Source organism: Rhizobium sp. BK176, assembly GCF_024808055.1.
The window spans coordinates 232,873-247,044 of sequence record NZ_JANUBV010000009.1; the positions used below are offsets into that span (position 1 = coordinate 232,873).

The following is a 14,172-nucleotide window of genomic DNA, read 5'->3' on the forward strand; positions in this document are numbered from 1 at the left end:
GCGCCTACTTTGCCGGCGGCGGTGGCTGTCGGACAATAGTACTTTGGCATCGACTTACTCGTAACTCGCTCGGAGACGAGCGTACTCCTCAACAAGGCGCTGCAGCGAAAACGATCGATTTAGCCCGCTGGGATTGGGCAGTACCCAGACCTCCGCGCCGGCGAATGTCATGGCTTGCCGGCCCCAGTCAAAGCGTTGCGATGCGCAGAGACTGGCAAATGCCGGCTTCCCAAGGAACGCCAGCCTTTTCGGCCGAAAAGCCCGTAACTTGCGTTCGAATTCCGGCGCGGCGGAGGCGTAGTCCTGGGGACCGAGTTCGACGGCGCTTTTTGTCGCACGAGATACGAAGGCCGTGACGCCGCAACCGTATTCCAGAACCTGGCGCTCCTGATCCGCGCGCAACAGATACGGGGTGAAGCCGGAAAGATGAAGGACGCGCCAAAACCGGTTGCTCGGTGATGAAAAGTTGTGCCCGTCCCGGACAGCAGAGGTCGCCGGGTTCAGCCCGCAGAAAACTACAGAGAGGTCAGGCGCCAAGACGTCCGTCAGCCCCGCGGGTGAGACCGTGGGGCCCGGCGCCTCGTTCTGGGGACCTCGTTCACTCATACAAGTGCGCGGCCATCCCCGGTGATCACTGAACTCAGATCGACCGCCTCGTCCGAAAGGATCATTTCGTTGTGGGGTTTTCCGGATGGAATCATAGGCAGACAGTTTTCCGTCTTTTCTACTCGACAGTCGAAGATTACGGGACCGGGGTGGGCCAGCATCTCAAGGATCTTTCCATCCAGTTCCGCCGGGATCTCAGCTCTCATTCCCTTGGCGCCGTAGGCCTCCGCCAACTTCACGAAATCGGGCAGGCTTTCCGAGTAGGAGTGACTATATCGCTCATCGTGTAGCAACTCTTGCCATTGTCTGATCATCCCCATGTACTCGTTGTTCAAAATGAAGATCTTGACGGGAAGCTTGTACTGCACCGCCGTGGACATCTCCTGGATATTCATCAGGATGGAGGCTTCTCCGGCGATATCGATGACCGTGCTCGTCGGATGGGCGAGTTGAGCCCCGATTGCTGCGGGGAGGCCGTAGCCCATTGTGCCAAGCCCGCCTGAAGTCATCCAGCGGTTCGGTTCATCCAGGCTGAAGAACTGTGCTGCCCACATCTGGTGCTGCCCGACTTCGGTCGTCACATAAACGTCCCGGTTAAGGGTGAGGGCGCGCAATCGTTCGATGGCATATTGTGGTTTGATGACCTCGTCGGACTTCCGGTAGCCGAAGGCGTTGCGTGATCGCCACTTTTCGATCTGTTCCCACCAGACCGAGAGCTGGTCTTGGCGGCTTGTGGTCGAGGTTTTCGGCCAAGCGGCGATCATGTCGTCGAGCACCGAGCAGGCGTCACCGACAATCCCGACGTCCACCTGGACGACCTTGCCGATTGACGAGGGATCGATGTCGACATGGATCTTGCGCGAACCGGGAGAGAATGCGTCCAGCCTACCCGTGACGCGATCGTCGAACCGGGCGCCCACGCAAAACATCACGTCGCAGTCGTGCATCGCGTGGTTCGCCTCGTAGGCGCCGTGCATCCCAGGCATTCCAATCCAAAGCGGATCGGAAGCAGGAAACGCACCCAGACCTGTCAACGTCGATGTGACCGGGGCGCCCAGAAGAGCCGCGAACTGTCTAAGCCGCTGGCTCGCCGCTGGGCCTGAATTGATTATCCCGCCGCCGCTGTAGATGATCGGCCGTCGTGCTTTCGCCAACAAGGCTATCGCCTGGTCAATAAGTAAGGGGGATGCCTTGGTCTGCGGCTCAAACCGATGCAGAGGTCGCGCTTCCGCTGGCCCGACATATCTTCCTACCTTGACCTGAATATCTTTGGGGATGTCGATGACGACTGGACCCGGCCTGCCAGTGGTTGCGATACGGTACGCCTCATGCAACACGTGGGGCAGTTCCTCGATGCTTCTGACCAAATAGCTGTGCTTGGTACACGACCTGGTTATACCGATAGTGTCCGCCTCTTGGAACGCGTCCGTACCTATCAGATGCGTAGGCACTTGGCCCGTGATCACGATAAGTGGGATCGAGTCCATCAGCGCGTCCGCAATTCCGACAACGGTGTTGATCGCTCCGGGGCCGCTCGTGACGAGCACGACGCCGGGCTTTCCGCTGGAGCGCGCATAGCCTTCAGCCGCATGTGCGGCACCTTGCTCGTGGCGAACCAGAATATGCCGCAGCCTCGGCTCGTCGAGCATGGCATCATAAATCGGCAGAACGGCGCCACCGGGGTATCCGAAAAGCACTTCGACGCCATGATCTGCAAGCGCCCGAACAACCATCTCCGCTCCCGACATTTCGTCCGGCGCGGACGGCATAGCGTATTCGTTTGGTTTCATCCTTAAATTCCATTCGGTACGAGAAAGCTTCCACTTCGCTTTCGCGCCAGTATATAGAATTCGAGCATGACCGAATTGTCTTGCTGGGGGCAAAAACGGACAGATGCGCGTCCATTGCTGCCAGCGTCACTACCGACGCCTGAGCTTCATGGCGCCGGGGGTATTCCAGCGATGTGCGCCATGAGCCTTCTGACGCTCAGTTCCTGATCAAGCTCGTTCACCAGCAGTTTGAACCAGCTTAGGCCGACCCAGAGAGTTACCTTGTCGTCTACGTCCTCTGCGCGAACCTGACCTCGTTCCGCGCCCCTCTTCAGCATCTGTCTCACGTCGGCGGTGCGGGCGGGCAGGAACCGCTCCCGCAATGCGTCCAGAGCCTCGGACGCGCCCTGCGCTTCGGCAATGAGACTTTTCAATGCCGCGCCGGCAGGATGCGAGGCCCAAAAGCGCCACAAGCTGACAGTGTACTGCTCCAGGTCGTCCAAAAGATCACCGGTATCGGGAACTGGAACTGAAAGATGGCGCTCCGCCGTGTAGATCGCGATGAAAAGGTCCGCCTTTGTAGGATACCATCGGTAGATCGTCGTCTTGCCCGATCCCGCCCGGCGAGCGACTTCCTCGACCGAAAATCCGATGTACCCCTTCTCGGAGATCACTTCGCGCGCCGCCGCAAGCACGGCCGCCTCCGCCTCGGGATTGCGGCGGGCTCCGGTGGACTTGCGAGGTTTGGCGAGAGGCTTTGGCAGACTGGTCATACTTCAGGGGTAACTCAGGTTGAAGGTCAGGATCAACCGCGAAGCGCGAGGCTTATTTAAAAGCTTGACGGTCGCGCGCGCGGGATGAAGCCTGGAACGCCGGTGTCGACGACCGAATTGAACCGGATCTCGGTCTCGATCTTCTGGTCGATCTCGACCAGCGCTTCCTCGGGAATAGAGAGCAGGTTGGCGTTTTCCATGATGCGACTTGGCGTTACGGACGTCGTCAGAAAGGCTGTTCCTCGCTGAGCGGCCCATGCAAGAGATACTTGGGCTGGAGTCATATCAAGGCGGCTGGCGACGTTCTGGATCACCGGATCCTCAAGGAGGTTCGGTTCCATGCCATGTCCCAGGGGTGCGAAGGCCAATAATACGATTCCTTCCCGCTTGCAGTACTCGAGCATCTCCCATTCAGGAAGATAAGGGTGTGATTCAACCTGAACGATGGCAGGCTTTATCCTTGCTGCTTCGACGACGAGCTTCAGTTTCGGCAATGTGACGTCGGAGAGACCGATCGCCCTGCATTTCCCGCCATCGACAAGTGCTTCCAGCGCGCGCCATGTGTCGATCAAGTTCACCTGATCATCATAGATGACGGCGCCATGCTCATCGCGTGGATCGTGTTCATCTCCCGGCTGAAAGGCAAACGGCGTGTGTATGAGGTATGCGTCTACGTAGTCCACCTGCAGTCTGAGGCAGCTCGCTTCAAACGCGGCCTCGACCCGCTCTGGCCTGTGATTGGTGTTCCACAGCTTCGTGGTGATAAAGATGTCCTCGCGGCCGACCAACCCGGCGCTGAATGCATCCTGTAAAGCTTCCCCGATCACATGCTCATTCAGATAGCGCTCCGCGCAGTCGAAGTGGCGGAAGCCACTTTCGATGGCCAGCTTGACCGCGTTCTTTGTCGCCATAGGGCTGGGTATCAACGTCCCGAAGCCGACAACCGGAATATGGCCGCGGCCGTCCAGGAGAGGAAGGCGGCGATCGCGAGGCGCTACCGTTTCTTTCATTGTATGCTCCTTGGTTGAGAAAACATCGATGCGACAGCGCTCATTGCGCTACGGCAACAGATGTCTCGGTCGAAATTACTGCGAGGCATCCACGTCGACCCGTCGTTCGATCGTGAAAAGTTCTTGAGCACGGCTGACCCCTCGTAAAGTGTGAGCGCCAACCGACAGCAGGCAACCTCCGTTGTCCGCCTCCAGCGCTGAGGCAAATGTCGACGATATCAGGAGGTCCCTTTCGAGCGAGCGGCAGAGCGAGGCAATCCTGCTCACCTCGTTCACCGTCGGTCCGATGACCGTGAAATCCAATCGCTCCCGTCCGCCAATATTGCCGTAGAAGACGTCGCCGAAGTGCAGAGCCAGATAGACTTCCGTCACGGCGCGGCCTTCGATCCTGCGGCGCGCGTTCAGATCAACGAGCTTCTTGTCGAGCAAGCCCCGCCCGTGCAGCGCTGCAGCGCAGGCCTCCTGCGCAGTAGCTCCTCGAAAGATCGCGAGAGTGCCGTCGCCCATCAGCTTGAGCACTTCGCCGCCTGCAGCATTCACCGACGAAATGACCGCCTCTGCGTAGTCGTTGAGCATCGGGATGATCTCCTGCGGATCGGATAGGTCCGAGATGCGGGTGAAGTTCGCGAGATCCGAGAACCAGAGAGCGGCGGCAATCTGATCGGTCTTGTCTCGACGCATCCGGCCGAGCAGCACATGTCGTGCGGCATCCTCACCGAGATAAACCTTGGCAATTGTCTGCGCGACGCCGCTGATGGCGACGCACTTCGTCGCGAGCGCCAGACAGGGTGCGAGCGCTTTAAGCGCGTTGAGATCCGCTTTCGAAAAGCCGCCGGGTGCTCGTGTTGCAAACTGCGAAAAGAAGCAATCGATCTCCCCGATCGTTCCGTTGTCTCCGAACCTATGTGCTAAGGCCACAAAATCTGTGAACCCATCTGCCTTCATGGAGTCGAGCAGATAAAAGTCACCCGCATCACCATGGCAAAAGCGCCTCCTTACTTCGAGGTCGCCAGTCGTACGCAGGTAGAAGAAGGCGGTCCGTTCCCAGTTTATCGCGAGGCTTCCACCCGTTCCCAATCCGAACTCTGACAACCTCTCGATCGCCTGATTAGCGTCCCATCTGAAAGCGCGACGCTCGTACATGGGATGCAGCGCCTCGATCACCGCACTGGCTCGTTCCACCGGAACGCCAGACGCCGCGCAACGTACGCAGAAGCCGGCCAGCAAGTCGGCCTCGGGCATTCCTTCGATGCCCGACTGCATCAGCCAGGCGGTCAACTCTGCAACTCGGTTGTCTTTCATTGGCATGTCAAAGCAGTCTGTTGGCAAGAATCTGCGATTTTAGCGGGTCGTAAGTGGATGCGCGGGTGAGGGAGCCATGAGAGAAACAACGAGCAGTCCAGCGACCGCTGCAGCGAACGTAAGCCAAAACCCGTCGATATAGGCTAGAACATTAGCCTCCCTTTGCACGATCGAAGCGAGCACGCCCAATCCCCGCTTCAAAGCATCCGCGGACGTCGAACCGCTCGAGGAACCGGAACCGAGACTGGAGAGCATCGAGTTCCATCCGGGCGTCGTGCCGGTGACGTGAAGACCGATGAGGTTGGAGTGCAACTGCTCGCGCTGCCGAATCCAGGTCGTCATCGTGGTGGCGACGGTTTCAGAGCAGATCAGACGCATGACCTGAACATATGCTGTGAGCGACACGGCCCGCGCAGGATTCACGTTGCTGAAAAGCGTTGCCACGGCGGCAAGGAACACCAGCTCTTCTCCAAACGTTTGAAGAACGACTATCAGACGGAATTCGGGCAGCGCCCACAGGTTGGTGAGTTGGGTGCCCAACCATGCCGAGACAAGAAAACATGAGAACCCGAGGATCAGGGTGGCCCTCTGCTTGATCGTCCTTACCAGCACCACAGCGGTGCCGGTGGCTACCAGGAGGAGTGCAATAGCAAGCGGCGCCGAAAAATCGCCCACTTGCTCGGGGCGCAGTCGCGTGACCGAGACCAGGAAGTTCGGCTCGAGAAGCGAGCTCCCTAAGCTGGTGGTCATGAAACAAGCGATTGCCGCAAAGCCCAAGGCCACATTCCGAGAGAAGAGCACGGAAATATGCGCCCACGGATGCGTTACGCGCGCCTCATGCAAGAGGAATACGAGGACCAGAAAAGCGCTGGCGATCATCAATGAAACGACCATTCCAGATCGAAACCAATCCAATCGATTCCCCTGATCCAATGCAAAATAGAGCGTGGTCAAGGCGACGCCGAAGAGCGCCATGCCGCCCCAGTCCGCACGGCTCAGCAACTCCCGGTCCGTTACGACCGGCTTCGCGCCATACCAGAACAGGATTCCGACCATGGGAGCAATCAAGGCGCCCTGCCAGTACAGCCATTGCCAACCGATCGTCTGGGTGTAGCTTCCCGCCGTGTAGAGACCGAGATTCTGGGCGAACGGTATCCGGAGCACGTAGAAAGCCAGCGCGAAGATCCAGTACCTGCGGTCGAGATTCTTGAACGCTATCATCAGCGTTGCGCCGACGAACATTCCGAGGACCACAGCTCGCAGCGCGTGCAGAACTGCAAGCACTTCGAACGAATGCTGGAAGGGGATGAGAACCGACACCGTCGAGTAGAGCGCCACGGGCACAGTCATCACCCGCTTGACGCCAAAGACGGCTATCAACCAGCCGACGCTCGGGGCGACCAGTATCTGAGGCGCTGTCGCAAACGTGCTCAGCCACGCGCCTTCGTCGAAGCTCAACCCGAACGCTCCGCGCAGGTCCGCAAGGCCGATGTTTGCCGTCCGGACGTCGAACGCGGTCAATATCGACGCCAGAACCATTGCCACGGCAACAAAACCTTGCCGCGGCAGGTCGCTGCCATTTCCGGTCTTAGTCATGGCCTTCGGCCTCGGTGTCTATCTTCGTGATGACCGACATTCCTGGCCGAAGCCTTTCGAAGTGCGGCTGCTTTGCATCGAGCTCGACGCGAACCGTCAGGCGCTGAGCAACTTTGGTGAAATTGCCGGTGGCGTTGTCGGGTGGAAGCAGGGCGAAGGTCGAGCCGCTGGCAGGCGAAATCTTCGAGACGGCGCCATGAAACGTCTCTCCGGGAAGGAGGTCCGCTGTCACCTCTACCGATTGCCCTTCGCGAACTCTCGAGAGCTGGTTTTCCTTGTAGTTCGCAAGAACGTACACATGGGGAAGAGGGACGATCGAAATGAGACTGGTGCCAACGCTCACATAGTTGCCGATTTGCACATTTCGTCTGGCGACAATGCCATCGATCGGCGCACGAACGGTCGTATACCCGACGTCCAGCCGCCGAGCAGCGACGTCCGCTTCGGCCAGGTCGACATTCGCCTGCAGGACTTCGCGTTGTTTTGCGAGGACTTCCAGCTTCACCTGTTGCGCATCTACATTCGCTTTGGCGGTCTTGGAATTCGCCGAAGCTCGCTCGAACGCCGCCGTAGCCTTCTCGAGGTTTTGAACGGAGCTTGCTCGGCCGTCCAAGCCCAGCCGGGTCTGACGCTGGAGCTCCTTGTCCGCCTGGACCTTATCGGCTTCCGACGCTTGGCGTTGCGCCGCAGCCACGTCGATCTGCGTGAATTGAAAAGTACGCTGCGTCGAATTGTCTTCGAGCTGGGCGCGCGCGGCCTCAAGCTTCGCCTCGGCGGAACGCAATGCCACTTCGTATGGCTTCCGATCGATCGAAAAAAGAAGATCGCCGGTTTTGACACGCGTGTAATCGGCTACAGGCACCAACTCGACCGTCCCGCCGATGCGCGCACTTACGGACGAGACATCGGCAAAAACCGCCGCGTCGTCGGTAGATTGAACGCTTCGCGCGGCGACCCATGAGTCCCAGTTCGCCCCGGCTGCGACCACTGCGCCCAGTGCTATAATGATTGCCGAACTGGGGACGATCAACGATGAACGGTTGCGGACTGCCGCCACCGGAGCCGTGGGAGCCGCCGACGCTTTTGCTTCCCCCGGCTGCGGCACGAGCGCCGTTACATTGTTTTCGTGTGCCAAGCTCCAATTCCTTTTCTTTGACCACGCCATGACTTCATCCGTCGTGATGGACCTCGCGGTCCGCGATTGCAGAATTCGTTCGCCGCTTCCGTCGCTGGAAGGCGGGCCGTCTCGTCGACGGTCAACCGTAAGAATCCTGAGACGCTTCATATATACGATACGTATCGTATCGAAAAGGACTGTTTCATGAATTCTCGCCGGTACTGCTATTCGTTTTTGCTGACACTGGACGGGGGTATCAGATCATCCGGCGGCGCTACACGCCACAGGACTTAGGTATCGCCGATACTATCGTATGATGGTTCGACAGGTTGTGAGATGGTTCGATAGGCGCGCTGGACGCTCCGCCCTCGATGGCAACGAGACTTTGAGGTAACCCGATGGCCCGACTACTATCTGTCAACGTAGGTTTGCCCAAGACCATCTCCTGGCACGGCAGGGAGGTCCGGACCGGCATCTGGAAGGAACCCGTTGCCGGGCCCAGGATGGCAAGGCGCCTGAATATCGATGGGGACGGCCAGGGTGACCTGGCGGGGCACGGCGGTGAGAACCGTGCGGTGTACGTGTACCAGATCGAATCCTATGACTACTGGCAACGTTTCCTCGGTCGGAGTGACTTTGTCTTCGGACAATTCGGCGAAAACTTCACGGTAGAAGGGCTGTCAGATGCGGAAGCGTGCATCGGAGACCAATACCGGATTGGCAAAGCGTTGTTCGAAATCTCGCAACCACGCGTGACCTGCTATCGCCTCGGGATCCGTATGGATGTCCCAGAGATGGCGTCGCTTCTCGTCTCCCATGGTAGGCCGGGGTTCTATATGCGGGTCTTGGAGGAGGGGCTGGTCGAGGCGGGCGACGACGTCGAGATGGTCGCCGCCGGACTCAACCGGTTGACGATCTCGGAGGTCGACGCCCTGCTATATAAACCCGACCATCCCATCGACCGTCTCGACCTTGCGATCGACAATCCGGCATTGAGTCTGGGCTGGCGGCAGTCCTTCGAGAAGTTGAGGGACGCTAACCTCGACGGTCGGGCCAGCGGAAACGCAGGTCTGGCCGCGTACCCGCAGCCTGATCCGGCCTGGGAGGGATTTCGCGAATTCCGAGTGAGCCGGAAGACGTTCGCGAGCAGCGACGTCGTCTCGCTGGAGTTGGAGCCGAGCGACGGGCTCCCGATCGGCGACGCCCTTCCTGGGCAATTCGTCGTAATCGAGTTGAAGCCGACCGCTTCGATCCCGTGGCTGAGAAGCTACTCCCTATCAGCGCGGCCGGATAGTAGAGGGTTTTCCATTAGCGTGAAGCGTGAAGTTGGCGGAAGCGCTAGCGGCTACATCCACGACACCCTGGTCGTCGACGACGTCGTCGGCTTGAGCGCCCCGCGTGGCGCGTTCGTTCTTCCGCAGGGTGACGGTCCCGTGGTGTTAACAAGCGCCGGGATTGGAGTGACGCCAGTGCTTGCAATGCTTGAGGCGTTGGCGGAAGAGGGGACAGAACGGGAGATCTGGTGGCTTCACGGCGCGCGGAACGGTCTGCAACATCCGTTTGGTGAAACTGCCCGTCGGTTCCTGTCATCGATCCCACGCGCCCACAGCGTGATCTGCTACAGCTCACCGACGCCGATGGACGTCATTGGACGCGACTACGACCGCAAATCCCGACTGAATTCGGATGTGCTCAAATCCTTGCCCTTGCCCCTCGACGCCGAATACTGCATCTGCGGTCCCGCCGAATTCATGAGCGATCTCATTGAGTTTCTCCGATCGTCGGGGGTCGATAGGAGCCGCATCCACTCCGAGGCATTTGGGCCGGTTTCCTCGATCACGCCCGGCATCGCGGCGGTCGAGGGACGTCGTCCGCATCAGCCTCCCGGAGAACGGGGAACTGGACCATTGATCACATTCGCCAGGAGCGGGCTCAGCGTCGCGTGGAGTTCAAACTACGACAGCCTGTTGAATTTTGCCGAAGCCTGCGACCTCCCGGTGCGCTGGTCTTGCCGCGCTGGTGTCTGTCACACGTGCGAGACGGCGCTAATTTCTGGTGCCGTCGTCTACGATCCCCAGCCGTTGGACACGGCTGCGAAGGGAAACGTCCTCATCTGCTGTTCCAAGCCCAAAGCGAATGTAATCCTCGATCTTTAAGCTTATGGAGCCGCCCGCTGTTGCTCGTGCCGTGATTTATCGCTTCAGGAGCCATCGAATGCTCCCGATTGCGATGGCCAGCACGATCGCACTTGAGATGATAAGGAGGAACGGCGCGATCATCCCCAGAACTGGACCATCAGTCCGCGCTGCCATTTTCATCGATGCACTGGTAAGCGCCGTGAGCCCGAACGTAATTCCCCAGTAGGATAGATCGAGAGGCTGCCGCCTGATCCACGGGATCAAACGGGCGAGTATCAGTAATTGAAGCAGGCCATATCCAAAGAGAGCATGCGAAAGCGGATCCGGGTGCCCGGTGGTGCCACTCAGATATGCAAGGCACCCGACAGCAGGCGGCGCCAGTTGAATGCCCAGCATGGGGCGGAGCAATTCTGGCAACTCCTTGTTCGTGAGAAGCCTGTGCAGGACCACCGACTCTATCGCCAACCAGGAGAAGAACCCGGCGCCAAACGCCAACTGGCTCCAGTCTGAATGGCCGAAAGCGCTTGCGGCGATCGCGGTCACGAACGATCCCGCGCCGGCTGGGAGATATAGGGCGGCCGTGGTGGAAACTGGATCGCGGTTTCCCTCCCACAAGGAACCTGTCAACCAGACTCCGAAAACGACCGTGAATATAGCGCCAAATGCGAATAGGCTCACTCCCGCGAGCCAGGAATATGGCAGGACACCGAGCGCAATGAGCATTGACGACACGCCGAGAAGGCCGACGAAGCAGCTCTGCACCGGATTGGAGAATTCGGCGAGTGCTTCATCTCTCGCGAGCGCCCATTTGGTTAGAAACAGAAGGGTGAATACTACCCAGATCGCGCCGGCACAGAGATATAACGCCTCGCCGATAATCGTCGGAAGCCTCCACAATTCCGCAGCGAGGCGCCAGTTCGTCGCCAACCCGGATAGACCCAGAACGCACCCGAAATAACTTGCCTGGACTCTAGGAAATAGCACCGCACCATAGGTGGATCCCAAGCTTCCGTTGGTCGATAATCTGCTCACGAACGCCTCCATTTTTATAGTCAAGCGCCTTCGATGGTCGCCGACGGTCTCCGGATCGGGCAAACGCGTTGCTCTGACGCGCCTCGACAGGTGGGTGCGGTTGATCCAGAGAGGCTCCAAATCTGAAAGGATGAATATCTGCGGCAGGTTCTGCAGCGGTCGCGTCGCGGCAGGAAAGGACAATCTGCACCGCAGCCGAAGCTGCGCCGGCAAGCACCTTCCTACGGATGTGATGCGCAAACGCAATCATCGAACACTCCTGCCTTTCGAAGCGGAAAGCCTCTCACTGAACCGAGTTTCGATCTATTGCACCATGGTGTCAGGGAGCCGGCGAAGCGATCTATGTTCAGTCGTTCGGACCGTCCGTAGGAAGCCGCGGCTACCCCTGTGTCGCGTCGAGAGCTCAGTAGCGCCCCCCATGTGGGACCGTCGTCAGAATCTCGAACCGTCGGCCGACCGAGGCTTTATCAACGATGGAGTGCAGAGGCGACTGCCTTGCGAAGTTCGTCAACGCACAGCGGCTTATACAGGCAGTCGATCGCTCCCATTGATATCAGCCGGTCTCGAAGAATTTCGTCCTCGACGCCCGTGATGAATACGATCGGAATATCGCGTCCGCTGGAGATCATTGATTGAAAAAGTTCCGGGCCAGACATTACCGGCATCGCGACGTCCAGAACGATGCATTCCACCTCAGCTATCCGAGGAGAGCGCAGAAAATCATTCGCGGATGAAAATGTCTCGACGTCGAACCCGAGAGAACCAAGCAAACCAGACAGAGATTCGCGCACCGACACATCGTCGTCTACGACGGATATGAGCGCACGCAGATCCACCATCATCACCTCCGGAATTGGGTTCCAGCTTGCCCTCTTTTGCGACCACCTCTGGATGTCTCATGGCGCACAATCAGGCATATGCTTCCGACAACCAAGAGTATATTGGACAATGGTATCGGATGTGCTCTCGATTGCGGTACGGCTCGATCTCGAACACGAGCTCGATGGGCACCATCACGCGAAAGAGGGAGGGATGATATTGTACGAAGGTGTGTTCGCTACCTCGGTAGCGGGTCGAGGAGGCACGCAGGATCGGACAATCGCGGTTTCACTAAAACCGGCGCTCTCGTCTGTCGGCACGCTCGTGGGCTCGCCGCGAACGCGTTCCCCTAGCTTTGCCTCTTGACGTTCAACAAAGCCGCCATGGTCACAAGATCGGGAAGCGAACGGGCATCCATCTTTCGCATGACCTGGCCTCGGTGCGCCTTCACCGTTATTTCGCTAATGCCAAGCTCGTATGCCACCTGCTTGTTCAGCAACCCGGCAACCACAAGTGCCATCACCTCTCCTTCGCGCCGCGTCAGGGAACCGTGTCGCTGGCGTATTTGGCCAAGGTGATTTTCTTCCTGTTGGATGGACTCGTTTTGTGCGATCGCCGTCCGTATCACCGCAAGGAATGCGCCCGGATCGATTGGCTTGGTCAGGAAATCGCTAGCTCCGGCCTTCAGAGCTCTTACTGTCATCGGTATGTCGCCCACGCCTGAAACAAACACTATGGGCACCCGGCTTCCCCTGCTGGTTAGAGCCGCCTGTAGGTCGAGGCCGTCCAGTCCGGGCATATTAACGTCCAGAACCAGGCAGCTTGGGAGCTGCCGTGGAAGATGCGATAGGTAGTCTTGCGCAGATGAAAACAGCAGGGGTGTCCACCCCACGGAGCGTACGAGCAATTCCAGCGATTCTCGAACGGAAGCATCGTCATCAATGATGATGATAACGGGACGTGGCGGCACCGACAGCGCACTAGGCGCCGATTGGCATCGATCTGTTGGAGGGTTCATGTTCTGCAAGACATCCTCCTGTGCGACGACCGTTGGAAATCTGCCATGCCTCAGCGGCCTGTGCCAAAGGCCTTCGACCCGGCAGCCGGATCACACCGTACAGGCCAGTGTAGCATAACACACAGGCCGAGCTTCAATTGTCCGAAAGTATTGGTTTGAAAACAAGTCGCGGGCGCGCCACGTCATCACCAAGAATAATACATCCTACGTCCGACGCTCGATTCACACCCCGACTCCTTAAAAAAGAAGGGCTACTGGACGATGGTGTCGGCAATACTTTGGTGTCCCAGATACCTTCGCACAAGTGCGCTCCAGCGACCCGTTGCACATACTTCGCCTGAACAGCCCCTAGGAGCAGGCGATGATAAATCGGGATGAGAGACCACGCCAGGGCTGCGGCCTTCCGCTTTTCGCTATCGCTGCCGCTATGACTGCGATGGCCGCATCACTGGCCGTCGTACGGCATCCAGCTACCCTGACTCGGGTCTGGGTACCAGGCCCGGAGCAGATGTCCGCTGATGGAGCCGAAACTGCGCGGCGTGGATTTTGTGACAAAGAGTTGTTTCAAGGCAAGGGCAATATGTTCAGAACATTCGATAACCAAGCTGCCAAAAAGCACTTGGACGGCGCGGAAGTCGCTATGTTGCGCGTCGTCCTGCGAGACTTCTGCGAGACCCACGGCTTCGCGCTGGACGATCAACGAACACTTCACGCGGCTCGCAGACTTATCCGCCTTTTTCAGGGCGGAGAGAGTGACTGTGCGCGTTTGCGTATGTTGATGGACATGCAATCACTGAGCTGAGATCCGAAGGAAGGCACGACGAGGAAGTTACTTCTGCCGGCGCATCTCCTGATGTCAAGCTGCTCGCCGAGCGCCACACTCGCCGAGGGGTCCGGTGTCTCATTCGATACGGGGCCGACGTCGCATCTGCAACGTGAGGCCGACAGTGTGTGATGGGGCAAATTGGGGGAGGGCGAAGCCAGCATCGATT

At 58.7% G+C, this 14,172-nt stretch carries 12 protein-coding genes; 1 reads left to right on the forward strand and 11 read right to left on the reverse strand.

What is annotated here, in order from left to right; genetic code table 11:
• Positions 1-54 precede the first annotated feature (54 nt).
• The 7 genes from mug to FHT76_RS25185 all read right to left on the reverse strand — a co-directional run bounded on the left by mug (position 55) and on the right by FHT76_RS25185 (position 8,191).
• A complete protein-coding gene (gene mug / locus FHT76_RS25155; RefSeq protein WP_183859103.1) occupies positions 55-606 on the reverse strand; it encodes a G/U mismatch-specific DNA glycosylase in 552 nt (183 codons plus the stop codon).
• Positions 603-2,396: an acetolactate synthase 3 large subunit gene (locus tag FHT76_RS25160; RefSeq protein ID WP_246712538.1), complete on the reverse strand. Its 1,794-nt coding sequence runs from the start codon at positions 2,394-2,396 to the stop codon at positions 603-605. Before FHT76_RS25160 ends, mug begins: the two co-directional genes overlap by 4 nt.
• Before the next feature lie 146 nt (positions 2,397-2,542).
• A complete protein-coding gene (locus tag FHT76_RS25165; protein ID WP_183756786.1) occupies positions 2,543-3,148 on the reverse strand; it encodes a TetR/AcrR family transcriptional regulator in 606 nt (201 codons plus the stop codon).
• Positions 3,149-3,204: 56 nt separating this feature from the next.
• On the reverse strand, positions 3,205-4,158 hold the full coding sequence (locus tag FHT76_RS25170) for an aldo/keto reductase (RefSeq protein ID WP_183859101.1): 954 nt from the start codon (positions 4,156-4,158) through the stop codon (positions 3,205-3,207).
• 75 nt (positions 4,159-4,233) lie between these two features.
• A complete protein-coding gene (locus FHT76_RS25175; protein WP_183859099.1) occupies positions 4,234-5,460 on the reverse strand; it encodes an adenylate/guanylate cyclase domain-containing protein in 1,227 nt (408 codons plus the stop codon).
• Between the two features lie 39 nt (positions 5,461-5,499).
• On the reverse strand, positions 5,500-7,056 hold the full coding sequence (locus tag FHT76_RS25180; protein WP_183859097.1) for an MFS transporter: 1,557 nt from the start codon (positions 7,054-7,056) through the stop codon (positions 5,500-5,502).
• Positions 7,049-8,191 (reverse strand): HlyD family secretion protein, encoded by a 1,143-nt coding sequence (locus FHT76_RS25185; RefSeq protein ID WP_246712537.1) that lies wholly within the window; start codon positions 8,189-8,191, stop codon positions 7,049-7,051. The genes FHT76_RS25180 and FHT76_RS25185 overlap by 8 nt, the downstream gene beginning before the upstream one ends.
• A 380-nt stretch (positions 8,192-8,571) precedes the next feature.
• Here FHT76_RS25185 and FHT76_RS25190 point away from each other — a divergent pair, with 380 nt between their 5' ends.
• A complete protein-coding gene (locus FHT76_RS25190; RefSeq protein ID WP_183859093.1) occupies positions 8,572-10,329 on the forward strand; it encodes an MOSC and FAD-binding oxidoreductase domain-containing protein in 1,758 nt (585 codons plus the stop codon).
• A 36-nt stretch (positions 10,330-10,365) separates the two neighbouring features.
• Here FHT76_RS25190 and tehA read toward each other — a convergent pair whose 3' ends face one another.
• From tehA to FHT76_RS25210, 4 genes are all read right to left on the reverse strand, one after another.
• Complete coding sequence (gene tehA, locus FHT76_RS25195) at positions 10,366-11,556, reverse strand: dicarboxylate transporter/tellurite-resistance protein TehA (protein WP_246712536.1); 1,191 nt, start codon at positions 11,554-11,556, stop codon at positions 10,366-10,368.
• Between the two features lie 254 nt (positions 11,557-11,810).
• Positions 11,811-12,185: a response regulator gene (locus FHT76_RS25200; RefSeq protein WP_310503132.1), complete on the reverse strand. Its 375-nt coding sequence runs from the start codon at positions 12,183-12,185 to the stop codon at positions 11,811-11,813.
• A 326-nt stretch (positions 12,186-12,511) separates the two neighbouring features.
• Complete coding sequence (locus FHT76_RS25205) at positions 12,512-13,180, reverse strand: response regulator transcription factor (protein WP_183860690.1); 669 nt, start codon at positions 13,178-13,180, stop codon at positions 12,512-12,514.
• Between the two features lie 445 nt (positions 13,181-13,625).
• Positions 13,626-13,880, reverse strand: a complete 255-nt coding sequence (locus FHT76_RS25210; protein WP_183859091.1) for a hypothetical protein — start codon at positions 13,878-13,880, stop codon at positions 13,626-13,628.
• Positions 13,881-14,172 lie beyond the last annotated feature (292 nt).